Raw genomic sequence first — 23002 nt, forward strand, 5'->3', positions numbered from 1 at the left:
AGCGCCCTCCATGACTGCCCCTCAACGCCTCACCGACCGTAAACGCGAAGCCATCGTGGCCGCGGCCATCGCTGAGTTTCGCGAAAACGGTTTCGAGGTCACCAGCATGGACAAGATTGCCGCCACCGCCGGCGTTTCCAAACGCACGGTGTACAACCACTTCCCCAGCAAGGAGGAGTTGTTTGCCGAAATTCTCCATCAACTCTGGGCAAGCAGCGTTGCGCAGCTCGACGTCAGCTACGCCAGCGACCGCCCACTGCGCGAACAACTGCGCGGTTTGCTGGAAGCGAAGATGAAGATGATGGCGGACGCCAATTTCCTCGACCTTGCCAGGGTCGCCATCGCCGCCACCATCCATTCGCCGGAGCGTGCGCAGGACATGGTCACCCGTCTGAGCAAGCGCGAAGAGGGTTTTACCCAATGGGTCCGCGCCGCCCAGGAAGATGGCCGGCTCAATTGCAACGACCCGGCATTTGCCGCGCACCAGATTCAGAGCCTGCTCAAGGCGTTCGCCTTCTGGCCGCAAATTACGCTCGGCCAACCGGTTCTGGACGCCGCCACTCAGGCCAATGTTATCGAGTCCGCCATCGACCTGTTCCTGGCCGGCTACGAAGTCACCCCTTCCCGTCAGCCATAAAACCTGTGGTGTGAACGACATTCCTGATCTTTTTGGCATATTCACGCGCTGTCCTGAACAAATGGCTTGGAAGGACACTGATTATTCCCACGCGAATAACTGACAATATTCACAGCTATTATCCGATCAACGGTTCGACCCGCTGACGCGCCTTGCCGCACCTGCTAATAAAGAACAGCCTCAGGAATTTATGGAAAACAGACGAGGCAAAGGGCTTTCATTTGCCAGACGTATCTACAAGCCAAGGATTATCGGCTTGGGCATCGGCTGCATCAGTGTCACAGGCGCGCTTTATCCGCTCGCAATGCCGGGCTGGGTCTGGGCATTTCTGCTGTTCAACGGTTTCGCCTGGGCGCATGTGGCCTACCAACTCTCAGCGCGCTCGCAATTTCCCTACCAGGCCGAGCAACGCAACCTGTTGTACGACTCATTGTTCGGCGGGTTCTGGGCCGCGGCCACGCAATTCACACCACTGACAACCGTCACCATCCTTTCCATGATGACCATGAACAACGTGGCGGCGGGCGGCAAGCGGCTATTCCTGCGTGGGCTGCTGGCGCAAGTGGCCGGTATCGGGGTCGCAGGTGCGCTTTTCGGCATTAAATTCAACCCCAACGTCAGCCTCACCCAGGTCTACACCTGCCTGCCGATGCTAACGCTCTACCCCATGGCCATCGGCATGGTTTGCTATCAGTTGGCGATTAAGTTGTCGGAACACAAACGCGCGCTCAGTGCCCTAAGCCGTACCGACAGCCTCACCGGCCTGCTCAATCACGGCTCTTGGAAAGACCTGCTGCACCTCAAATTCCACAAATGTCAGCAACAGCAAAGCCACGCCACCATCGCCCTGATCGATATCGACCACTTCAAGCAGATCAATGACACCCACGGCCATATCGTCGGTGACGCGGTCCTGCGGCAACTGAGCCTGGAGCTGCGGCGCAACCTGAGGGAAAACGACCTTGCAGGGCGGTATGGCGGCGATGAATTCTGTGTGATTCTTCCGCAAATGCCCATGGAACAGGCCGCCCAGGTCATGGAGCGCATGCGCGAGACCTTCAGCAATTACCGCAACCCACAGATCCCTGAATTGCGCGTGAGCCTGAGCATCGGCCTGGCCGATTTCCAACCCGTCTTTACCGACGCCGCCATGTGGCTGAATGCGGCGGACCGAGCGCTGTATGCCGCAAAAGACACCGGGCGTAACCGGGTCAACATGAGCGACGAGAGGGTCGCTTAGTCGCCGGAACCGGTCCTACCACACCTCATCTGAGTTTCCTTCCTGCGCGCTGGATCAAAGCAAAAGGCCACCACTTGTCGGGTACCCAAAAAAGGTCCTGCCATTGCGGCGAACTTCTTGTCAGGCTGATCACTCTGAACCCGTTGTCCCACCCCTCTGTCGGCACAAGGAAGCCGACAATGAGCAAGTCAACCGTACGGCGCATGCCTTACGGGGGCAGGCGCACACCCATGGAAACTCCCAGCAGCCTGCTTGTCCGAGCACCCGAACATGCTATTCAACGCCCACAAGAAAACCATAGATTCCCTGCAACACACCCTTGCCCAACACGCCAGTCTGTTGGACGCCATCGAGCGCTCCATGGCGGTGATCGAATTCGACCTGCACGGCAACGTGCTGCGGGCCAATGCCAACTTCCTCCAGGCCATGGGTTACCGCGCCGAGCAGATCGAGGGCCAGTCCCATCGAATGTTCTGCACTCCCGCGTTCGCCCGCAGCGCCGAGTACAACCAGTTGTGGTCGAACCTGCGCAATGGCCAGTACCAGTCCGGCACCTTTGAACGGGTGGCCGGCGATGGCCAGTCGGTGTGGCTGGAAGCCAGCTACAACCCGGTGCGCGATGACGCGGGCCATGTCATCAAAGTGGTGAAGTACGCCATGGATGTCACCCCACGCCTGCAGGCAGAAAGTGAAGCCAATGCCAAACTGGCCGCCATCAGCCGGGCCATGGCGGTGATCGAGTTCAACCTCGACGGCACCATCATCACGGCCAATGCAAACTTCCTGCAGCGCATGGGTTACACCCTCGCGCAGGTCCAGGGCCAGCACCACCGCCTGTTCTGCACCAAAGCGTTGGCCAACAGCCCGGCCTACGAGGATTTCTGGCGACGCCTGAACCAGGGCGAAATGTTCAGCGGCCAGTTCGAACGGGTGGATAAGAACGGCCAGGCCGTGTGGCTCGAAGCCAACTACAACCCGGTGTACGACGCTGGCGGGCGCCTGTGCAAAGTGGTGAAGTTCGCCTCGGACGTGACCGCCATGGTGCAGCAACATACCGCCGACGCCGCCAGTGCCGCCCAGGCGTATCACATCTCCCTGAACACCCGGGACATCGCCGAAAAAGGTGCCGAAGTGATCCAGCAAACCGCCAGCGGCATGCGCGATATTGCAGCGGATATCGACGGTTCCTCACAACTGATCGCCAAGCTGGGCGAGCGCTCGCAGCAGATCACCGCCATCGTCAACACCATTCGCGGCATCGCTGACCAGACCAACCTGCTGGCCCTCAACGCCGCCATCGAGGCGGCGCGTGCAGGCGAGCAAGGTCGCGGGTTTGCGGTGGTGGCTGATGAAGTGCGGCAATTGGCTGCACGCACCAGCGGCTCCACGGCGGAAATCTCCAGCATGATCGCGATGATCCAGGACGAAACCCGCCAAGCCATCCACAGCATGGACGGCACCCGCGACCGCGCCGCGCAAGGGGTCGACCTGGCCAACCGCGCCGGCACGGTGATCCTGCAAATCCGCGAAGGCACCAGCGACGCGGTGCAGGCGGTGAGTGCATTCGCCAATGAGCGCGGTGGCAACTGAGCCGATCTTCATACGGGGGGGTGAGCGCTCGGTCTATAGTGCTTGCTTGTTTTCAAGCAAACGTCCGAGCCCGCCATGACCCCAGAAAAGACCGAAACCGCTTCCGTCGACCACCTGCGCTTCCACCGTCGCCACGCCCACTTGGCGCCGACCTTCGGCAATGACACTTTTGCCCTCAAGGCTGAAGCTTTCGCCCGGTTCTTCGGCACGCCTACCTTCCTCGGCGCACAAACCGCAATCGTGGTGGTGTGGGTGGTGCTGAACACGACCGGCATCACGCACTTCGATGTGTACCCGTTCATCCTGCTCAACCTGGCCTTCAGCCTGCAAGCGGCCTATGCCGCGCCGCTGATCCTGCTGGCCCAGACGCGCCAGGCCGCTCGCGACAAGGCGCAGTCAGAGGCCGACGCCCAACACCGCGAAGCCCTGGCCAGCGCTAACACTGAGCGCCAGGCCCAGGCGGCTCAGACCAGCAAACAGTTACTGGAGCTGCTGGAGCAAAATACTCGCCTCACGGAGATGACCAAGCAACTGACAGAACGAATCGAAAGCCTGACGAGCGAAATGCATGAGCACTTTGTGCGAAAAACCTAAGGCAACCGCACGTGTCGGCCCAACTCATCAAACAGCGTGACCACTGAGCGCAGCGCCCGACAATCGGGACGCGTGAGCAACCACAGCGCTGTGTCATGCCCCGCCAATGCAGGGCCCAACGGCTGCAGGCCTTCACCCATTAAAAAGTCGGGCAACGCCGCCACCCCCAAACCCGCACGCACCAACTCGGTGACCGATAACATGCTGTTGCAGCGATAGCTGGGGCGCACGCCAGGCAAGTGCTCGCGGCGCCAGACGACCGTGGGGTGGTCGGGCAGGAAGTCATCCGGGGCGATCCAAGGCAGGTCAGCCAATTCATGACCCATGTGCTGTTGGGCGAACTCCGGACGGGCACACACCTGATAAGCCACATTGCCCAGGCGCCGCCCCACCAGATGCTCCGGCGGCGTGCGGGTCAGGCGCAGGGCGATATCGGCGTCGCGGCGGCTGAGGTTGGCAAAATCATTCGACGTGCTCAACTCCAAGGTCAGCGCCGGGTACTCTGGCATGAACTGCGCCAGGGCCGGCAACAGCAAGCCTTGCAGCACCGAGTCGGTGCAGGTCAGGCGCACCGTGCCGCTGATCACCTCACCGCCTTGCTCCACACCGATGCGCGCGGCCTCCAGCGCTTGTTCGGCGCGTTCTGCCTGCTGCGCCAGGTTGCTCGCCAGACTGGTGGGCAGGTAGCCGGCGCGGCTTTTTTCAAACAACGTCTGGCCCAGCGCCGCCTCCAGGCGCCGCACCGCGCGGAACACCGTGGACACGTCCACGCGCAACAGCGCCGCCGCCCGTGCGAGCGTGCCGCCGCGCACCAGGGCGAGGATCAACGATAAGTCTGGGTATTCGATTGAATAGTGCGTCGCTGCATTGAGCATGTGTTGATACGCCAATATTGATTGCGTGAACGCCAATCTATAGTGCGTCCCAGGACACCACAAGCCCTAGGACGTACACGATGAAAAGCACGCCTTTGCACCTCGCCCTGATCGGCGACTACAACCCCGATGTCATCGCTCACCAAGCCATCCCCGTGGCGCTGCAACAGGCCGCCGAGACGCTGGGCCTGAGCATTCACGTACAGTGGCTCGACACCGATAACCTGCCCCCGTCACTGCACGGCTTCGACGGTTTCTGGTGCGTCCCCGCCAGCCCTTACCGTGACACCGAGGGCGCAATGCGCGCGATCCAGTTTGCCCGCGAGCAACGCCGACCGTTCCTGGGCACTTGCGGCGGTTTTCAACATGCGGTGCTTGAATACGCGCGCAACGTTCTGGGTTGGAAGGATGCCGAGCATGGCGAGCTCGCCCCGCAGTCCACGCGCGCTGTGATCGCGCCACTGAGCTGCGCGCTGGTGGAAGCCACCGACACCGTGCGCCTGGCGCCCTACACCCGGATCGCCGAGGCCTACGGCACCCTTGATGTGCAGGAAGGTTATCGCTGCCGTTATGGCGTGAACCCCGCGTTTCTCGATGCCTTGCTCAACGGCGACCTGATCCCCAGCGGCCATGACTCGGCGGGCGATCTACGGGCGGTGGAATTGCTCGACCACCCGTTCTTCGTCGCCACCCTGTTCCAGCCCGAGCGCGTCGCGCTGAAAGGTATCACCCCGCCCTTGGCGATTGCCCTGCTCAAGGCTTGCCAGGCGGAGTCCGCATGATCGCCCCCACACCCAACCCGCCCTACTACGCGGTGATATTCAGCTCACAGCGCACCGAAGGCGATCAAGGCTACGGCCAGGCGGCCAGCCGCATGCTGGAACTGGCACGCGAACAACCGGGGTTTCTCGGCGTGGAGTCCGCACGGGAGGACGCTCTGGGCATCGCCGTGTCGTACTGGGAGAGTGAAGCGGCCATCCTGGCCTGGAAGCAGCAGGCCGAGCACCGGGCGGTGCGCGAACAAGGGCGCGCCGCCTGGTACTCAGCCTTCCAGACGCGGGTATGCAAAGTCGAACGGGACTACCGTTTCAAGGCGGGCTAGCTCACAAGACTGCGCAACGCACTGATCTGCGGAATCTCCACCCGACGCATATACACCCGCAACGGCTCAGTGATGTTGATGCGGTCGTCGATGTTTTGGTCCAGCAGCAACTGGATACGTTCGCGGGACAGGGTCATGGTCTGCTCCGGGGCCGGCAGCCAGACGAATTCGGCGGTGGGAATGATGCCGTCATCGGCCACGTCCATGCCGAAGGCGTCTTCGCTGAATCGCACGATGTAATGGCCTGTCTTGCGGTTGAGGCCAACAAAACCGTGGAGTTGGTCGGCGGCCTGGCAGATAAGCTCGGAGGTGATGCGCATGGTAAACCTCACTGAAAAGTCCCACAGGGACTGGAAAGATGGTTTACACGCGTGGCGAAAAGCGCCGCCCTCTAACGGGGCAGCTTCGGCCAAGAATACGGCAATGCCCGAGAAAAAAACCGAGAAAATTGAGGGCTGCACACGTTAATGTCGGTTTGGTGATAGCGCCTTTCGCAATCAATTGTTAAAAAGGAGGCCTTCTCAAAGCTACCTCTACGAAAGGACTTCGCCTATGCCTGTCACGTCTACCAAGAGCGCCCTGCTGCTCGCCCTGATGCTCGGCCTTGGCCAGGCACATGCGCAAGCCCCTATCAGCCCGGCCGAATTGGCGACCAACGAAGGCATCCCCTACCCTGCCGTGATCGCCCACCGTGGCGCTTCCTTCGATGCACCGGAATCCACCGCTGCCGCCTACAAGATCGCCCGCGACCTGGGTGCCGACTACCTGGAAATGGACCTTCAGCGCAGCAAGGACGGCGTACTGTTCGCCCTGCACGACAATAATCTGCAGCGCACCACCGACGTGGCCACCAAGTTCCCTGATCGCAAGGACGCCCCGGCCAACGAGTTCACCTGGAAAGAACTGCAAACCCTCGACGCCGGCAGTTGGTTCAACGCCGCCTACCCGGACCGCGCGCGCCCAGGTTTCGTCGGCCTGAAAATCCAGAGCCTGGACGACATCATCAAGATCGCTGAAGGCAATCCTCAGCACAAACCCGGCCTGTACATCGAAACCAAAGAGCCCAAGCAATTCCCCGGCATCGAAGCCGACCTGAAGAACAAGCTGCTCGACAAAGGCTGGCTGAGCTCCGCCGGTTCCAAGCTGGGCAAGAGCAACGTTGGCGTCGGCCAGGGCAAGGGTCGCGTGGTGCTGCAAACCTTCGAAGTGGCCAGCCTGAAAGAGCTGCAGAAAGAAATGCCGAACACCCCGAAAATCCTGCTGCTGTGGGTGGGCGAAGGCAGTATCGAGCCGAAGAACAAGCAGACGTTCGCTGAATCCGGCGAAACCACCAAGGCCGCCTATTACGCCAAGCAAGAGCCGAAAGACGCTGCCGAGTTCGAAAAGTGGGTCGACGAAGCCAAGAGCCTCGGCGCCATCGGCACCGGCCCATCGGCTGAGCTGACCAATCACGGCGACCAGAGCTATTCGGACCTGGTCAAACCGGAAATGAACAAGCTGACCCACGACAAAGGCCTGCTGGTACACGTCTACACCGTGGATGAGCCGGTGGACTTCGAAAAAGTGATGAAGGCTGGCGTCGATGGCATCTTCACCAACCGCGCCGCCGAACTGCTGAAGTTCTACAAGCGCTGGCCGTCGTCCAGCGTGCAGGATCTGCTGAACGACTATAAGTACTGAGTGAAGGCCGAATGGTCAGGCCGCCTGTGGTTGGGCCGTGACTACGGCCTGATCCGCGGCGAGCTGGGGCGCACCGCGCCCCATGCGCACTACGCCCACCAATTGATGTTCTCCACAGGCTCACCGATCACGGTCAGCCTCGACGGCCAGGTCACCACGGCCCACCGCCTGTTTATCCCATCGCGACAGACTCACGCCATTCTTGAGACTCAAGGTGAGGTCTCGGTGCTGTACGCCGAACCTGCCGTGTTTGATATTGCCCCTTTGCTGCACCAGGACCTCTCCCTGGAGGCAATGCGTCGACTGCCTCGGCGCAGCCTGGATGATCCACGTCTGGAGCGCGCCCTCGCCGCACTGGATCAACACCTCGCCGGCAAAGTCTCGGCCCAGGCCCTGGCCCAGGCCGCGCACCTGTCATTGAGTCAACTGGAACGACTGTTCGCCCACCAACTCGGTTTGCCTGTGCGTCGCCTGGTGCTGTGGCGACGATTGCGCATCGCCCTGCACTTGGCGCTTGCCGGTGGCACGCTGACCGAAGCGGCTCACGGTGCGGGGTTTGCCGACTCAGCGCATTTTTCACGGACCATGAAGCAGTTGTTTGGCGTCACGGCGGCGGCGTCCTTGCGCCAGCTGAAGGTTGAGTTGTTAACCTAAACCATCCGGCAGTGACGGCTCTTTGCTCAAGCCAACCGTCTTGAAAGGATCACGCAACTGCGCCCCATAGCCCACCGGGAAATCCGGCCGACTGCCAATCCCAAGATCCCCCGGCCCGATGCGGTAGCCCGAGCGGTAATACGCCGTGCCCAACAGCCAATCCCAGAGGTTGAAAAACAAGCCGAAATTCACATCCCCGGCACGGCCGTATTTCATGTGGTGAAACCGATGCACCGGCGCCCAGGCGAACACCCAGCGCAATGGCCCTAGGCGCATGTCCACATTGGAATGCTGCAACAGCAGTTGAAGAGCAATGGCCAGCGCCAGCAATTGCGCCACGTCCAGCGGGATACCTAACAGGATCAAGGGCAGCAAGCCTGCAGTGGCTTCGAGCATCTGATGCAACGGGTGCTTCATCAAACCGTTGAAACCGTACAGCCGCTGCACACTGTGATGCACCGCATGCAGGCGCCACAGCAGTGCGATGCGATGGCTGGCGTAATGCATCAACGTAATGCCGGCATCAGCCAGAACAATAGCCATCAGCAGCTGTTCCCCCAGCGGCCAGCCACGCGGCCAAATGCCTTCAAACGCCAACAACGCCGTGAGCCCAGGCAGGATCAACAAGCCCACGGCATTCAGGCTTTCGTTGACCAAGGCGTGCACGGTGTCGCGCCGACGATCACCGAGACTGCGATTCCACTGTGGTTCATAGGGCAACCACTGCTCCGCCAGGAATGACACTGCAACCGCTGTCACAAACAGCAAAATCAGCGCGTGCGGTTGCCAGAGTCCGCAAGCGATAAAGCCAAACAGAAATGCAGGCGCGTAGATCCAACTCACTAACCGTTTCATGCAGAGTCTCCCTTCAAGTGAGCCTCCAGCATGAAATCCTCCGCGCCTGGCGGATTGAACAAACTGCGCAACTGTTTGAATTAATTAAGGGTGAGTTAAGTTGCGCTGGTTAACCTGATCCCACTTAAACAGCTCACCCGAAAAGGATACACACCATGAAAACCTTGACCGCCCTGTTCGCCGCTACCGCCCTGACCCTGACCGCCGGCCTGGCCCAGGCGGATGTTCGCCCAGACCAGATTGAAGGCCTGCTCAAGTCCGGCGCCGTAATGCCTTTCGACAAACTCAACGCTGCCGCCGTGGCCAAACACGCGGGTGCCACCATCACTGACACCGAGCTGGACCACAACAACAGCGGTGTACTGGTCTACGAAGTTGACCTGACCGACACCGCCGGCAAGCGCTTTGAAGTGAAGCTCGACGCCAAGACCGGCGCCGTGCTGGAAGACAAGATCGATAGCTGAGTGACCGCTTCACTGAAAACCGCGCGACCTTCGGGTCGCGCGGTTTTTTTATGTCCGTGCGTAGGAAAAAAGCTCAATTCACCGAATGAAATTCCACTTACGGCGCGCAAGGTCGCTTAATTACGTTCGTCGGCGCGGGCACTAAGATCCGCTTTACCAGGACCACCACTCCCAGCGTCCCTACCCATTTGAAAGCTACATTTCGGTGCCGGAGTTCCGCACCGGCGGCCAGTTCTCCGGCACGATCTGCGTCCTAGCCTGCCAACGGCCTGATCAAGCGCTCAACAGCGAAGTAATTCGCAAACCGTCACAAAACTGTCAAACCCCCTTGCAATGATTCGCGACGCGACCTGTGAAACGTCCTACAGGCCTTTTCTCTGCGAGTCCCCATGAACCACAGCATCGACCACAGCCATCAGGATTCCGACCTGTTTGGCTTGCTTTACGGTTTCCGTTTTCGCCCCGGTGAAAAGGGTGAGCAGATCGATTCGGCCACGGCGATCCAGGCCCTGCGCCAACCGGGCGACCCGGAAGAATTCATGTGGCTGCACCTGAACCTCGCCCATGCGGCGTGCGAGCGCTGGATGCAGGCAAACCTGGACCTGCCGGAAGAATTCTTCGAAGCCCTGCATGAGGGCTCGCGTTCCACGCGCATCGAACACGTCGACTCGGCCTTGCTGGCGGTGGTCAACGACGTGGTGTTCAACTTCAGCAGCATGGTGTCGTCGGATATCTCCACGCTGTGGGTCTGCGCCCGCAGTCGCTTGCTGATCAGCGCGCGCCTGCAACCGCTGCACTCGGTGGACAAGCTGCGCTCGTCGGTTAAGGCTGGCGAAGGCTTTCGCTCACCGTTGGCCTTGCTGGTACACCTGTTGCGCGACCAGGGTGAAGTGCTGACCCAGATCGTGCGCAAGACCAGCATCAGCGTCGACCATATCGAAGACCAGTTACTGTCGTCACGTCTGTCCACCAACCGCGCCGAACTCGGTGCTGCACGCCGGGTGCTGGTGCGCCTGCAACGCCTGCTGGCGCTGGAACCGGGCTCGCTGTTGCGCCTGCTCAACCGCCCGCCGCAATGGCTGCAAAAGGAAGACGTGAAGGAATTGCGCAAGTCCACCGAGGAATTTGCGCTGATCATCAATGACCTGATGGCCCTGGGCGAACGCATCAAGTTGTTGCAGGAAGAAATCGCCGCCAACCTCAACGAACAAAGCAACCGCACACTGTTTACCCTCACCGTGGTGACGGTGCTGGCATTGCCGATCAATATCATCGCCGGTTTTTTTGGCATGAACGTGGGCGGTGTGCCGCTTTCCCAGGACCCGGAGGGGTTTTGGATATTGGTGGCACTGGTCGCGACCTTTACCCTGATCGCCGGGCGCTGGGCGTTCAGGAAGCGCAAGGATTACTGACCAGCGGCCAGCTCAATCACCCAAACACTGATGTATGGCAGCATCCCTGTAACATTTTGCAATGACTATGAACGACATCCTTCCCACACTGGATGCTCCGGCATGGCCACCCCTTCCCTGACTGCCTCCACCCACGCCTCACCTGCAGACCCTAAACCCAGGCTGGACAAGAAACCCGGCCTGGTGACGGTGATCGTGTTTTTCGCCGTGCTCGCCATGGGCCTGTTGTTCACCGCCTACAGCCTGATGCATGACATGCATGAAATGGGCGCGCAGCTCACGACGTGGACACCCTTTCTACTGCTGGGTGTGGCGCTGTTGATCGCCCTCGGGTTCGAGTTCGTCAACGGCTTCCACGACACTGCCAACGCCGTGGCGACGGTGATCTACACTAACTCGCTGCCGCCGCATTTTGCGGTGGTGTGGTCGGGCTTTTTCAACTTCCTCGGCGTACTGCTCTCCAGCGGTGCGGTGGCGTTCGGCATCATTGCGTTGCTGCCGGTGGAGTTGATTTTGCAGGTGGGTTCTTCGGCCGGTTTCGCGATGATCTTTGCCCTGTTGATCGCCGCGATCCTGTGGAATCTCGGCACCTGGTGGCTGGGTTTGCCGGCGTCGTCATCCCACACGCTGATCGGCTCGATCATCGGCGTCGGCGTGGCGAATGCCTTGATGCACGGGCGTGACGGCACCAGCGGCGTGGACTGGAGCCAGGCGATCAAGATCGGTTACGCCTTGCTGTTGTCGCCGCTGATCGGTTTCGCGTTTGCGGCGATGCTGTTGCTGGCCCTGCGCGCGTTCGTCAAGAACCGCGCGTTGTACAAGGCGCCCAAAGGCAACACGCCGCCGCCGTGGTGGATCCGAGGCATGCTGATCGCCACTTGCACCGGCGTGTCTTTTGCTCACGGCTCCAACGATGGGCAGAAAGGCATGGGCCTGATCATGCTGATCCTGGTCGGCACCCTGCCGATGGCCTACGCGCTGAACCGCACCATGCCGGCCGAGCAGTCGTTGCAGTTCGCGGCGGTGGCCGAAGTGACCCAAGTGGCGCTGCTGAAAAGCGCACCGCAAGCACTGACGGGCGATCCGCGCCCGATCCTCTCGACCTACATGCGCACCAAGGAAGCCACCCCGGAACTGATCCCGGCCCTCGCCGCCTTGGCCGGGCAGATCGGTGATGAAGTCAAAGGCTACGGTTCCCTGGCCAAAGTGCCTGCCGAGGCCGTCGGCAACGTGCGTAACGACATGTACCTGACCAGCGAAACCATTCGGTTGATGGACAAAGGCAAGGTCGGTAATTTCGACGCGGATACCCAGGGCAAGCTGCAACTGTTCAAGCAACAGATCGACAGTTCCACGCGCTTCATTCCGCTGTGGGTGAAGATCGCCGTGGCCATCGCCCTCGGCCTGGGCACCATGGTGGGTTGGAAGCGCATCGTGGTGACCGTCGGTGAGAAGATCGGTAAAACGCACCTGACTTATGCCCAAGGCGCCTCGGCCGAGATGGTGGCGATGCTGACCATCGGCGCGGCGGATATGTACGGTTTGCCTGTTTCGACCACGCATGTGTTGTCGTCCGGTGTCGCGGGGACCATGGTGGCGAATGGCGGTGGCTTGCAGATGCGGACTATCCGTAATTTGCTGATGGCTTGGGTGCTGACATTGCCGGCGGCAATTTTGCTGTCGGGCAGCCTCTACTGGCTGTTCACCCAACTCTTCTGACACAACTCAGGACAAAATGTGGGAGCGGGCTTGCTCGCGAATACGGTGGTTCAGTCAACATCTCCAGTGACTGACACTCCGTATTCGCGAGCAAGCCCGCTCCCACATTTGGATTTTTATTTCTTCAGTTGTTGAAGAGCCCAGTCATCGCTTTGACGCATTTCTTGTACACCCGACGCGCCTCTAATGCTTGCTCCAGCGTCACCGCCACAAACCCCGCCCGCTGGTTCGGCTGCATCTGCCCGATCAGGTCCAGGTCGGCGCTGATCACGGTGCCGATCATCGCGTAGCCACCGCCCGACACCGCGTCCCGGTGCAACACAATCGGCTCCAGCCCCGCCGGCACCTGGATCGAACCAATCGGGTAGCAGCTGTCGACGATATTCGACGGGTCAGAGCCCGCGCCGAAAGGTTGCTCCCGTGGCTGGAAGCTCAACGCACTGCCGCCCTTGAAGCGATAGCCGATACGGTCGGCTTCGGAACCCACGGTCCACGGTTCGGCAAAGAAGCTGCTTTTGGCCGCCTCCGTCAGGCGCTCGTAATAAAGCCCGGGCACCACGCGCAGCGTCACGTCACCGCCCACTGATCGGCGCAGCGCCATCGGCAGACTGTTGCCCGCCCGGCCCGTGCCGCTGGCTTCACCGATGGGCAATTCATCACCTTCCTGCAAGCGCCGTCCGTGAAACCCGCCGAGTGCGCCGAGGGCATAGGTCGAGCGGCTGCCGAGCACCACCGGCACATCAATACCACCGGCCACCGCGAGATAAGTCCTCGCGCCCGCCTTGGGAAATTCAAAGCGCAACACCTGACCCGCACGCACCTGAAACGCGGTGTCCTGGTGCACCACTTCACCGTCCAGGCGCGGTGACATCAGGGCGCCGCTGAGTGCTACCAGCGCGTCTTGCTGAAATTCCAGTTCGGGGCCGATCAATGTGCACTCCAAGCCTGCAGCGCCGACCGGATTGCCCACCAGATGGTTAGCCGCACTCAACGCGTACTGATCCAAGGCACCCGACGGCGGAATGCCGAGGTGGTAGTAACCTTCGCGGCCAAGGTCCTGCACAGAGGTGGCGAGGCCGGGTTTGAGAACCTTGATCATGCCAGCGCCTCCTGCAGGGATTTTGGATAGCCAATGGGGTCGGCGAGAAAGGCATCGAGGGAAAATTCCACCGGGCGGATGCGCAGGTCGAAACGTCCTGCGTCCACGTCGGCAACGGCCAGGTCGTAGGCCGCACGGTCCATGGGTTTGAACTGCACGATATCGCCAGGACGGAAGAACACCATGTGTTCCTTGAGGTAGGCCAGTTGCTGCGCCGGATCGTAGATCGGCGCCGGGGTCACGCCGAACATCTGGTAACCACCGGCACCGCGCACCGAGTAAATACAACCAAAACAGCCGCCATGGCCAAGGGTGAGTTTCGGCGTGTCGGTACGCGGGCGCAGGTACTTGGGCACCTGCAACTGCCGCTCTCGTTCGACCATCTGGAACATGAACGGCAAGCCCGCAACGAATCCGACCATCGACACAAACCACGGCGCGCCACTGTGGGCGGCGATAAACGCCTCCACATCGGCGAGCCCGTTGATGCGCGCAGCGTATTCCAAGTCCGTACCGCTGGGGTCTTGATGGCGGTCGCGAAAACGCATCAGCGTTTCGTGGGTCCACGGGTCGTTGTAGAGCACCGGGATTTCAATGATGCGCGTGTGCAAGGTGCGCTCGGCCACGGCCTGGGCTTCGGCGGTCTGCACCGCATCGAGCAGCACATGGGGGGCGATGCGGTCGGGGTCGAAGCGGATCTGGAACGATGCATTGGCCAGGCATACATCCAGAACGCCTTCCAACGCCAGGCGCTCCACGGCACGGGTCACCGCCATGCCTGTGAAAAAAGCCTCCAGGGACATGCTGTCGCTGACCTCGGCAAACAGGTGTTCATCGCCACCGAAGCTGTAGCGGATGGGGGATGTTTCAGCCATGTCTGTTCCTCTTGGAATCATTGTAGAAAGGCAGGCGAAAAAATGGGGGATGGTTCTTATTGTGGTGTTTTGACGGTAATGCCCGCTTGGTCCAGGGCTTCGCGGGTGGCTTCCACCAACTCCAGCGCACCGGGGGTGTCGCTGTGCAGGCAGATGGAATCGAATTCGATGAGCAGGTCTTCGCCTTCTACAGTTCGCACACGCCCCGTCTGACAAGCCCGTAGGACGCGCGCCGCCACCGTCGCAGGATCCAGTGCCCGCACGTTGCGGGTAAACACGATGGAGCCGGTCAGATCGTACTCACGGTCGGCGTAAAACTCCCGCACCACCGGCTGCCCCAGCTCCTTGGCCACGCGCCAGATCACCGAGTTGGGCATGCAGTACAACAGCAGGGTCGGCTCGATGATTTGCAGGTTCTGTACCAGCAACCGTGCGGCTTCTTCATCACGGGCCAGGTGCATGTAGAGCGCGCCATGGGGCTTGATGTGTTGCAGAGTCATACCTTGGGCCCGGGCGATTTCACGCAGGGCGCCGAGCTGGTAGAGCATGTCGTCCACCAGCTCCTGGGCTGGCGCGTTAATGTGGCGACGACCGAAGCCGACCAGGTCCCGAAAGCCCGGATGCGCCCCAATGGCCACGCCCAGTTGCTTGGCGCGCTCGACCGTGCGACGCATGGTGCCGGGGTCACCGGCGTGGAAGCCGGTGGCGATATTGGCCGAGCTGATATAAGCCATCAGCTCCGCGTCGACGCCGTCGCCGATGGTCCAGGGACCGAAGCCCTCGCCCATGTCCGAGTTGAAATCCACTGCCTGCATCAGAGTCGCTCCGCCTAAGTGATGGAGGAAAAGTAGGCTGCCGCTTGACCCCTTGGGAAGATCTATTATCAGATGACCCATCTTCTGAAAAACAGATATCGCTATGTCCCTGACCTTGCGCCAAATTCGTTATTTCGTCGCCACCGCCGAAATCGGCCAGATTTCCCAGGCGGCCATTCACCTGAACATCTCGCAATCGGCGGTGACCACGGCGATCAAGGAACTGGAGGCCATGCTCGGCGTGCAGCTGTTCGTGCGCTCGGCCCAGGGCATGAACCTGACCGACGCCGGCCGGCACTTTCTCAACCGTGCCTACGTGATCCTGCGCAGCGTTGATGACGCGCTGAACAGCCCGCTGCCCGATTACCGCGCCCGTGGCGTGCTGCGCCTGGCCGCCAGCTACACGGTCCTCGGTTACTTCCTGCCGCATCACCTGCAGCGCATGGAGCACTGGCATCCGGACGTGACCATCGAGGTGTTTGAACAGGAGCGGCAGGCCATCGAACAGGGCCTGCTCGACGGCCTGTTCGACATGGCCGTGGTACTCACCGCCAACCTGACCCACCCGGATATCGTTTCAGAAATCCTGTTCAACTCGGAGCGTCGCCTGTGGCTGCCCAGCCATCATCCTTTGTGCGAACGTGGCGCCGTGAGCCTGGCGGATGTGGCCCAGGAGCCCTACATCCTGCTCACCGTCGACGAGGCCGAACACAGCGCCATGCGGTATTGGGAGCACGTCGGGCAGACGCCCAAGGTGCGCCTGCGCACCAGCTCAGTGGAGGCGGTGCGCAGCATGGTCGCCAATGGCAGCGGCGTGGCGATCCTGTCGGACCTGGTGCATCGGCCTTGGTCCCTGGAAGGCAAGCGCATCGAAACGCTCACGGTCACTGATCCGGTCACGCCGATGAGCGTGGGCCTCGCCTGGCACCGCGAGCGCGCATTCACCCCGGCGATGCAGGCGGTGCGCGATTACTTCCACGACGCGTTCCTGGCGCCGCAACAGTTGTCGGCGCGGCGTTAAAGATGGGCTTGCAGGGTGGCGGCCAACCAGTCCATGAACACCCGCACCCGCAACGGCAAATGACGCTGGCCGGCGTACAGCAATGACACGTCCAACGGCGGCGCCGGGTAGTCCGGCAGCACCGACACCAGCTCTCCGCTGGCCAACAAGGCGCGTATCCCCAGCAGCGGCACTTGGGTAATGCCGAAGCCGCCCAGGCACGCCGCCTGATAAGCATCCGTGCTGTTGACGGTGACACGCCCCGCCATCGGCACGCGCTGCACTTTGCCGCCCGACTGATACTCGAAGCCGGATGAACGGGCGCCCAACGGCCGTACATAGTGCACCAATTGATGATCCGCCAAGTCGGACAGGGTCTGGGGCACGCCATAACGTTGCAGGTAGGCCGGGCTCGCGCAGTTGACCATCGGCATACTGCACACCCGGCGCGCCACCACGGTTTGATCGGGCTGGGCGCCCACCCGCAAGACGCAGTCGAAACCTTCGGCGATCAGGTCCACCTGGCGGTCGGAGCTGCTGATTTCCATCTGGACCAGCGGATGGCGTTCCATGAACAGCGGCAGGTGCGGCAGGATCATGCCGCGCGCCATCACGTTAGGCATGTCCACGCGAATCCGTCCGGTCAATTGCGCCTCATCCTGACGAAACAACCCCTCCAGTTCCTCCATGTGCGACAGCAAGTCCTTGCTGCGCTCATACAACACACGGCCGTCCTGGGTAACCTGCACCTTGCGCGTGGTGCGCTGCAGCAAACGCGTGCCGAGCAATTGCTCCAGGGCCTGCACGTGTTCTGACACCGTAGAACGCGGCAGCCCCAGGCTCTCACCGGCCTGGGTAAAACTCGACAGTTCGGTGACGCGCACGAAGGTGCGCAGCAGCTCAAGCTTGTTCATGGGATTGTTCGCCTTATCCGGCCAGTGATTCCGGGATAACGCTGTTTATCACGTTATGGGCGAATAAATACACTCAGTGTCACTGATCACCTGAGAGGACTGCACCATGACCCGTAAAATCGCACTTATCACCGGCGCCAGCCGTGGCCTGGGCAAAAGCGCCGCGTTGCACCTGGCGGCACAAGGCGTCGATATCATCGGCACCTACCACAGCGCAGCGGCTGAGGCCCAGTCAGTCGTCGAGCAGGTCCAGGCCTTGGGTGGCCGCGCCGCGATGCTGCAACTAGATGTGAGCCAGAGCGGCACCTTCGATGGTTTTGTCAGCGAAGTCGGCCGCTTGCTCAAGGATGTATTCGCACAAGAGCACTTCAACTTTCTGATCAACAACGCCGGCATCGGCGCCCACGCCAGCTTTGTCGAGACCACCGAAGCCCAGTTCGACCAATTGGTAGCGATCCACTTCAAGGCGCCGTTTTTCCTCACGCAAAAACTGCTGCCACTGATCAGCGATGGCGGGCGCATCATCAATATCTCCAGCGGACTGGCGCGGTTCAGCCTACCGGGGTATGCGGCCTATGCATCGATGAAAGGTGCCGTGGAGGTGCTGTCCCGCTACCAGGCCAAAGAGCTGGGCCCACGTGGGATCACCGTCAACACCCTGGCCCCCGGCGCGATTGCCACCGATTTCGGCGGCGGCGCAGTACGCGACAACTCGGACTTGAACGCGATGGTGGCCAACAACACGGCGCTGGGGCGCGCCGGTTTGCCGGACGACATCGGCGGGGCGATTTCCACCTTGCTGGCCGACGGCAGCAACTGGATCACCGGCCAGCGCATCGAGGCCTCGGGCGGCATGTTTCTCTGATTTCACACATCACCTGCAGGAACAAGCTTGCTCGCGAAAAACCTGAGAGCACCACGCTTATCCAGGCAACCCGCATTATCGTTAACGCTCTTCGCGAGCAAGCTCGCTCCTACAGAGACTGGCGTTTCTGTTGATGACTTTTTCCCGAATCACGTCATACCCCCAGTGATACACATAGGTGTACGGCAGGAAGAACAGCAGTACGCCGATGTCGAGCATAAACGCCTGCATCAGGCTGATGTTGAGCCACGCCGCGATCAAAGGTACCGCGACGATAATCAGTCCGCCTTCGAACATCAGCGCATGCAACACCCGCGTCCAACCGCCACCCGAGAGTTGCAGGCGCACCTTGAGGCGGTCGAACAGGCTGTTGAAAATGATGTTCCAGGTCAGCGCCAACAGGCTCAGGCCCAAGGTCACCGCCCCCATCTCCAAGGCCGGCCGCCCGGTGATCCAGACCAGCAGCGGTGTACAGATCAACAACGCCAGGCCTTCAAAACCCAGGGCTTGGCAAACACGTTCAGTAATCGACTTGGTGGGGTGCATGACCCTTCTCCGTGAGTAACGATGGTTGCCATCATTACCCTTTGAATCGATACTTCATAACTAATAACCATCGATCAAGGCGATACTCATGGCCTCTCACGAAGTGCTGCAAGCATTTGTCCAAGCGGCCACCCAAGGTTCGTTTTCTGCCGCGGCGCGCAAGCTGGGCAAGAGTCAGTCCACCGTCAGTGCGGCGGTGGCGAGCCTGGAGATTGACCTGGATGTAGTGCTGTTCGACCGCAGCAGTCGCAAACCGACACTGACTCCGGCTGGGCATGTCCTGCTGCAACGCGCCGAGCAGGTGCTGGAGGCCAGCAGTCGCCTGGAGTTGGCGGCGAGCCAGTTGGCCCAAGGGTTGGAGCCGAAGGTGACGATCGCCATGTCAGACACTTATCAGTCAGAACGCTTCGAACTCGCCCTCAAGGCCTTCGAACAACGCTACCCGGACCTTGAACTGGAATGGTTGATCGCCGAGTGCGAAGACTTGATCGCCCTGGTGCAAAGCGGTCGCGCACAGATTGCCTTGATCGAAGCCCAGGAGGTTTACCCGCCCGACCTGACCCGCTCGCCCGTCGCCGAACGCACGGAAATCGCGCTGTTCGTCGCGCCTACCCACCCATTGACCCGCGTAGAAAACATCGACCCGCACGCCTTGCAGCAATACCGTGAACTGCGCCTGGCAAGCATCATCAGCCCCAACGAAACGCGCCCCTCAGGCCGTGTGTGGTCTGCGCCGAGTTTTCTGATGCTGATGGAGATGGCTCAACTCGGCTTCGGCTGGGCGGAATTACCGCGCTGGTTGGTGGAGCGTTTTGGCAATGCCGAGCTGGTTGAACTCAACGTCCGCGGTTGGCCACGCTCGGTGGCGGTGGATGCCCTGTGGTCACGGCAACACCCACCGGGGCCAGCCGGAAGCTGGATGCTGAGCCAGATGCTCGAATAACGCCAACAGCGTTATGCGGCCGACAATTGTGGCGGGCGGTGGGTCTGGAAATAGTCGTGCAGCGCGCGTAACGCGGGCAACTCCAAGGCTTGCGCGGCAAAACACAATCCCACTCGGCGTGTAGGTGCGGGCAGGTGCCACTGCCGAATCACCACGCCAACCCGCTCAACCGCCTGCGACTGAGGCAACATCGCCACGCCCAGTTCGTCGTCCAACTGCTTGAGGGTCACCGACAAGGTCGGCTGGCTGATGAACAAACGCTGGTGTTGCGCTCTTCAAAGACCGTGAGAAATGCCTTGAGGTGACGCACATCCATAGCTTAATCCGATGACTGAGTAGCCGCAGCATGTGTGCATTCGTGAGATCGTGTTGGCCGCGACGCGTCAGCAGCCATAACCCAGACAGTGCAAACAACCCGGTTCACTGTGGGCGCTGGCAAGCCAGCGCCCACATTTGGATCGTCAGCGGAGGGGCGATTGCAGCTCGGCCAGGCGTTGTTCGAGGAAGCGTTTCTCCGGGGCTTGCTGGGTCAGTGACAGGGCTTTTTCGTAAGCTGCGCGCGCCTCTTTAACTCGCCCCAATTGCCGACAAAACTCCCCCCGCGCCGAATGCACCCAGTGGTAATCCAGCAACTCACCGCGCGCCAGAATCCCCTCCACTTGCTGCAACCCTGCCAACGGCCCATCCCGCATAGCCAGCGCCACGGCGCGGTTCAATTCGATCACCGGTGATGGCGCCGCCCTGAGCAATACATCGTAGAGCCCGACGATCTGCGGCCAGTCCGTCTCATCTGCACGCGACGCTTCGGCATGCACTGCCGCGATGGCCGCTTGCAGGCCATACGGGCCAAAGCGCCGAGTGCCCAGCGCCTGCTCTACCAACGTGCAACCTTCGGCAATCAGGGCCGCATCCCACAGCGAGCGGTCCTGTTCATCCAGCAGCACCAACTCCCCGTTGGCCGAGGTGCGCGCCGGGCGTCGGGACTCATGCAACAGCATCAGTGCGAGCAGCCCCATGACTTCGGGCTCGGGCAGCAATTCCAGCAACAAACGCCCCAGACGAATGGCTTCGCGCGTCAACGCTTCACGGGTCAGGTCAGCGCCCATGAACGCCGAATACCCCTCGTTGAACACCAGGTAAATCACCCGCAATACACTGTCCAGCCGCTCGGGCAATTCGTCCAGGGATGGCACTTGGTAAGGGATCTTGGCCTCGCGGATCTTGCCCTTGGCCCGCACGATGCGCTGGGCGATGGTGGCGGGTGTGGCCAGGAAAGCGCGGGCGATTTCTTCGGTGGTGAGGTCACAGATCTCACGTAAGGTCAGCGCGGCCTGGGCATCCGCCGCCAACGCCGGGTGGCAGCAGGTGAAGATCAACCGCAGGCGGTCGTCTTCCACGTCTTGGTCACTCCAGTCAGCCGCTTCCAGCGCATCGGCCTGTTCCTGCAGCAACGGAGTGAAACGCGCCTCGCGGCGCAGCCGGTCGATGGCCTTGAAGCGACCAGTCGACACCAGCCAAGCCCGTGGATTGTCCGGCACACCGTCCAGCGGCCAGCGCTGCACCGCCACGAAAAACGCTTCGTGCAGGGCTTCCTCGGCCAGGTTGAAGTCACCCAGCAAGCGAATCAGCGTCGCGAGCACCCGGCGTGATTCGCTGCGGTAAACGGCCTCGACCGACAGGGTCAATCGGGCATGCCCTGGGTCACCAGGGTGACCAAACGATCCAGGCTCTGACCCCAGCCGTCATGAAAGCCCATGGCTTCGTGGGCCTGCTTGTCTTCGGCACTCCAGTGCATGGCGCGAGCGGTGTAAAGCGTCTTGCCGTCGACCTCTTCGAAGGTGACTTCGGCGCTCATGAACGGCTTGCCCGAGGGGATCCAGCCGGGCATGAAGGCGTCAGTAAACACCAGTCGATTGGGCGCATCGATTTCCAGAAACACACCCTGCGTCGGGTACTCGGCACCGTCCGGCGCCCGCATCAAGGTGCGAAACAGGCCACCGACCCACAGGTTCATTTCGCACTCGGGGGTGGTCATGCCGTGGGGGCCCCACCATTGCTGGAGCAAGGCAGGTTCGGTCCAGGCGCGGAACACCCGGCTGCGCGGCGCATCGATCACGCGGCTGATGGACAATTCAAACTCGGCTGGTTGCGTAGACATGGGATAAACCTCTTGAGTCTTATGGTTGTTCTGTTCAGAGATTCAATTCACGCACGGGGCGCACTTCCACACTGCCGACCCGGGCAGCCGGAATGCCGCCGGCCACCTGGATCGCTTCATTCAAGTCACGGGCCTCAATCAGGTAGAACCCGGCGAGTTGCTCCTTGGTCTCGGCAAACGGCCCGTCGGTGATCGATAACTTGCCATTGCGCATCCGCACGGTGGTGGCGGTGCTCACCGACTCCAGCGCTTGGGCGGCGAGCATGCGGCCGCTGCCGTGAACGGCTTCGGCGTATGCGTGGCATTCCGGGTCCTTGGGACTGTCGGGCAGACTGTGCAGCAACGCTTCTTCGCTGTAGACCAGGCACAGGTATTTCATGGCGTTCTCCGTTTTCGGATTACTGACTATAGATCGCGACGGTCAAGGTTTCAGGTCGAACAGACCGGCGCCGGTTTCCATGTCGAACGGTGCGGACCAGTGCTCATGCACCACTTTCCATTGGCCGTCGATACGCTGGTAACCGGCGGTGACCCGCATCCAGCAGGTCTTGAGCACGCCATCCGGCCCAGTGCCACCGCAGTGGGCGAGCCAGTGGGCAAAGGCGCTGTCCTCGGCGGCGACGATATGCAGCTCATGAAAGTCAAACACGCCCGGGCCGGGGCAGAATTCCATGCAGGCCTGCCAGTGCGCCTGGTAAGCGGCCTTGCCTTTGAATTGCAGGGCGTTAACGGCGTCGAACGCGACGATATCGTCGGCGTAGAAGCTGACTATTTTCTCGACATCCTTGGCGCTGACGGCGCGTTTCCATTGTTCGATCAGGGTGTTGATGGCAGTGCTCATGGCGATACTCCTTGGGGGTGAAAATCACGAAAGACACCCTTAGTCGAATGGCCCTTCGGCAAATCGACACGCCGCTTAAAAATATTTTCGCCCCGGTAAACCCGCTAGAATCCAGGCCTCTTTG

The 23002-nt window shown here is 61.1% G+C and carries 25 protein-coding genes and 3 pseudogenes; 15 read left to right on the forward strand and 13 right to left on the reverse strand.

All coding sequences use genetic code 11. The annotated features are described in order from the left end of the window. The first annotated feature begins 10 nt into the window (after positions 1 to 10). From PF1751_RS21585 to PF1751_RS21600, 5 genes and pseudogenes are all read left to right on the forward strand, one after another. Positions 11 to 637, forward strand: coding sequence for a TetR/AcrR family transcriptional regulator (locus PF1751_RS21585; protein ID WP_044287744.1), 627 nt, complete (start codon positions 11 to 13; stop codon positions 635 to 637). 190 nt (positions 638 to 827) lie between these two features. Further along, complete coding sequence (locus PF1751_RS21590) at positions 828 to 1877, forward strand: diguanylate cyclase (protein ID WP_044287745.1); 1050 nt, start codon at positions 828 to 830, stop codon at positions 1875 to 1877. 270 nt (positions 1878 to 2147) lie between these two features. After that, positions 2148 to 2915, forward strand: a pseudogene (locus tag PF1751_RS29950) (PAS domain-containing protein); the annotation flags it as partial. Between the two features lie 117 nt (positions 2916 to 3032). Then, positions 3033 to 3467, forward strand: a pseudogene (locus PF1751_RS29955) (methyl-accepting chemotaxis protein); the annotation flags it as partial. 75 nt (positions 3468 to 3542) lie between these two features. Beyond that, positions 3543 to 4061, forward strand: coding sequence for a DUF1003 domain-containing protein (locus PF1751_RS21600; protein ID WP_010208274.1), 519 nt, complete (start codon positions 3543 to 3545; stop codon positions 4059 to 4061). Here PF1751_RS21600 and PF1751_RS21605 read toward each other — a convergent pair. Beyond that, the gene (locus PF1751_RS21605) at positions 4058 to 4936 is read right to left on the reverse strand and encodes a LysR family transcriptional regulator (RefSeq protein ID WP_044287746.1); all 879 of its coding nucleotides are present in this window, start codon (positions 4934 to 4936) and stop codon (positions 4058 to 4060) included. The genes PF1751_RS21600 and PF1751_RS21605 overlap by 4 nt on opposite strands. A gap of 80 nt (positions 4937 to 5016) precedes the next feature. Here PF1751_RS21605 and PF1751_RS21610 point away from each other — a divergent pair, with 80 nt between their 5' ends. Beyond that, a complete protein-coding gene (locus PF1751_RS21610) occupies positions 5017 to 5718 on the forward strand; it encodes a CTP synthase C-terminal region-related (seleno)protein (protein ID WP_010208271.1) in 702 nt (233 codons plus the stop codon). After that, complete coding sequence (locus PF1751_RS21615) at positions 5715 to 6038, forward strand: antibiotic biosynthesis monooxygenase family protein (protein ID WP_044287748.1); 324 nt, start codon at positions 5715 to 5717, stop codon at positions 6036 to 6038. Before PF1751_RS21610 ends, PF1751_RS21615 begins: the two co-directional genes overlap by 4 nt. Here the strand turns inward: PF1751_RS21615 and PF1751_RS21620 are convergent. Then, positions 6035 to 6358, reverse strand: a complete 324-nt coding sequence (locus PF1751_RS21620; protein WP_010208268.1) for a DUF2025 family protein — start codon at positions 6356 to 6358, stop codon at positions 6035 to 6037. The two genes, PF1751_RS21615 and PF1751_RS21620, sit on opposite strands and share 4 nt — an antisense overlap. A 232-nt stretch (positions 6359 to 6590) precedes the next feature. Between PF1751_RS21620 and PF1751_RS21625 the strand changes: the two genes are divergently transcribed. Both PF1751_RS21625 and PF1751_RS21630 read left to right on the forward strand, forming a co-directional pair. After that, complete coding sequence (locus PF1751_RS21625; protein WP_010208267.1) at positions 6591 to 7718, forward strand: glycerophosphodiester phosphodiesterase family protein; 1128 nt, start codon at positions 6591 to 6593, stop codon at positions 7716 to 7718. Further along, a complete protein-coding gene (locus PF1751_RS21630) occupies positions 7719 to 8372 on the forward strand; it encodes a helix-turn-helix domain-containing protein (RefSeq protein ID WP_010208266.1) in 654 nt (217 codons plus the stop codon). Here PF1751_RS21630 and PF1751_RS21635 read toward each other — a convergent pair. Continuing rightward, positions 8364 to 9227: a sterol desaturase family protein gene (locus PF1751_RS21635; RefSeq protein ID WP_044287749.1), complete on the reverse strand. Its 864-nt coding sequence runs from the start codon at positions 9225 to 9227 to the stop codon at positions 8364 to 8366. The two genes, PF1751_RS21630 and PF1751_RS21635, sit on opposite strands and share 9 nt — an antisense overlap. A 155-nt stretch (positions 9228 to 9382) precedes the next feature. Here PF1751_RS21635 and PF1751_RS21640 point away from each other — a divergent pair, with 155 nt between their 5' ends. From PF1751_RS21640 to PF1751_RS21650, 3 genes are all read left to right on the forward strand, one after another. Then, positions 9383 to 9691 (forward strand): PepSY domain-containing protein, encoded by a 309-nt coding sequence (locus PF1751_RS21640; RefSeq protein ID WP_010208262.1) that lies wholly within the window; start codon positions 9383 to 9385, stop codon positions 9689 to 9691. A gap of 389 nt (positions 9692 to 10080) precedes the next feature. Continuing rightward, positions 10081 to 11103 (forward strand): transporter, encoded by a 1023-nt coding sequence (locus tag PF1751_RS21645; protein ID WP_010208260.1) that lies wholly within the window; start codon positions 10081 to 10083, stop codon positions 11101 to 11103. 102 nt (positions 11104 to 11205) lie between these two features. Continuing rightward, positions 11206 to 12822, forward strand: a complete 1617-nt coding sequence (locus PF1751_RS21650; RefSeq protein ID WP_010208258.1) for an inorganic phosphate transporter — start codon at positions 11206 to 11208, stop codon at positions 12820 to 12822. 124 nt (positions 12823 to 12946) lie between these two features. On the opposite strand, the gene PF1751_RS21655 is transcribed toward PF1751_RS21650, so the two are convergent. The 3 genes from PF1751_RS21655 to PF1751_RS21665 are packed head-to-tail and all read right to left on the reverse strand — an operon-like array spanning position 12947 to position 15611. Continuing rightward, a complete protein-coding gene (locus tag PF1751_RS21655) occupies positions 12947 to 13921 on the reverse strand; it encodes a 5-oxoprolinase subunit C family protein (protein WP_042571258.1) in 975 nt (324 codons plus the stop codon). After that, positions 13918 to 14796: a 5-oxoprolinase subunit B family protein gene (locus tag PF1751_RS21660; RefSeq protein WP_010208253.1), complete on the reverse strand. Its 879-nt coding sequence runs from the start codon at positions 14794 to 14796 to the stop codon at positions 13918 to 13920. The genes PF1751_RS21655 and PF1751_RS21660 overlap by 4 nt, the downstream gene beginning before the upstream one ends. A 56-nt stretch (positions 14797 to 14852) precedes the next feature. Further along, positions 14853 to 15611, reverse strand: a complete 759-nt coding sequence (locus tag PF1751_RS21665; protein ID WP_021491279.1) for a 5-oxoprolinase subunit PxpA — start codon at positions 15609 to 15611, stop codon at positions 14853 to 14855. A gap of 103 nt (positions 15612 to 15714) precedes the next feature. Between PF1751_RS21665 and PF1751_RS21670 the strand changes: the two genes are divergently transcribed. Next, a complete protein-coding gene (locus tag PF1751_RS21670) occupies positions 15715 to 16632 on the forward strand; it encodes a LysR family transcriptional regulator (RefSeq protein WP_021491278.1) in 918 nt (305 codons plus the stop codon). Here PF1751_RS21670 and PF1751_RS21675 read toward each other — a convergent pair. Continuing rightward, positions 16629 to 17525: a LysR family transcriptional regulator gene (locus PF1751_RS21675; protein ID WP_044287751.1), complete on the reverse strand. Its 897-nt coding sequence runs from the start codon at positions 17523 to 17525 to the stop codon at positions 16629 to 16631. The two genes, PF1751_RS21670 and PF1751_RS21675, sit on opposite strands and share 4 nt — an antisense overlap. Positions 17526 to 17631: 106 nt before the next feature. Between PF1751_RS21675 and PF1751_RS21680 the strand changes: the two genes are divergently transcribed. Continuing rightward, complete coding sequence (locus PF1751_RS21680) at positions 17632 to 18390, forward strand: SDR family NAD(P)-dependent oxidoreductase (protein ID WP_044287752.1); 759 nt, start codon at positions 17632 to 17634, stop codon at positions 18388 to 18390. A gap of 81 nt (positions 18391 to 18471) precedes the next feature. On the opposite strand, the gene PF1751_RS21685 is transcribed toward PF1751_RS21680, so the two are convergent. After that, a complete protein-coding gene (locus tag PF1751_RS21685; RefSeq protein WP_010208247.1) occupies positions 18472 to 18936 on the reverse strand; it encodes a multidrug/biocide efflux PACE transporter in 465 nt (154 codons plus the stop codon). Positions 18937 to 19024: 88 nt separating this feature from the next. Between PF1751_RS21685 and PF1751_RS21690 the strand changes: the two genes are divergently transcribed. Next, positions 19025 to 19879, forward strand: coding sequence for a LysR family transcriptional regulator (locus PF1751_RS21690; protein ID WP_010208246.1), 855 nt, complete (start codon positions 19025 to 19027; stop codon positions 19877 to 19879). A gap of 11 nt (positions 19880 to 19890) precedes the next feature. Here the strand turns inward: PF1751_RS21690 and PF1751_RS21695 are convergent. The 5 genes and pseudogenes from PF1751_RS21695 to PF1751_RS21715 form a co-directional block, all read right to left on the reverse strand. Then, a pseudogene (locus tag PF1751_RS21695) lies at positions 19891 to 20082 on the reverse strand (LysR family transcriptional regulator); the annotation flags it as partial. A 258-nt stretch (positions 20083 to 20340) separates the two neighbouring features. Continuing rightward, a complete protein-coding gene (locus PF1751_RS21700) occupies positions 20341 to 21564 on the reverse strand; it encodes an RNA polymerase sigma factor (RefSeq protein WP_044287753.1) in 1224 nt (407 codons plus the stop codon). After that, a complete protein-coding gene (locus tag PF1751_RS21705) occupies positions 21561 to 22037 on the reverse strand; it encodes an SRPBCC family protein (protein ID WP_044287754.1) in 477 nt (158 codons plus the stop codon). Before PF1751_RS21705 ends, PF1751_RS21700 begins: the two co-directional genes overlap by 4 nt. Before the next feature lie 34 nt (positions 22038 to 22071). Next, a complete protein-coding gene (locus PF1751_RS21710) occupies positions 22072 to 22416 on the reverse strand; it encodes a YciI family protein (protein ID WP_010208240.1) in 345 nt (114 codons plus the stop codon). A 42-nt stretch (positions 22417 to 22458) separates the two neighbouring features. Continuing rightward, positions 22459 to 22878: a YybH family protein gene (locus tag PF1751_RS21715; RefSeq protein ID WP_021491273.1), complete on the reverse strand. Its 420-nt coding sequence runs from the start codon at positions 22876 to 22878 to the stop codon at positions 22459 to 22461. Between the last annotated feature and the right edge of the window lie 124 nt (positions 22879 to 23002).

The organism is Pseudomonas simiae (assembly GCF_000934565.1).
In the GTDB taxonomy this organism is placed as follows: domain Bacteria; phylum Pseudomonadota; class Gammaproteobacteria; order Pseudomonadales; family Pseudomonadaceae; genus Aquipseudomonas; species Aquipseudomonas simiae.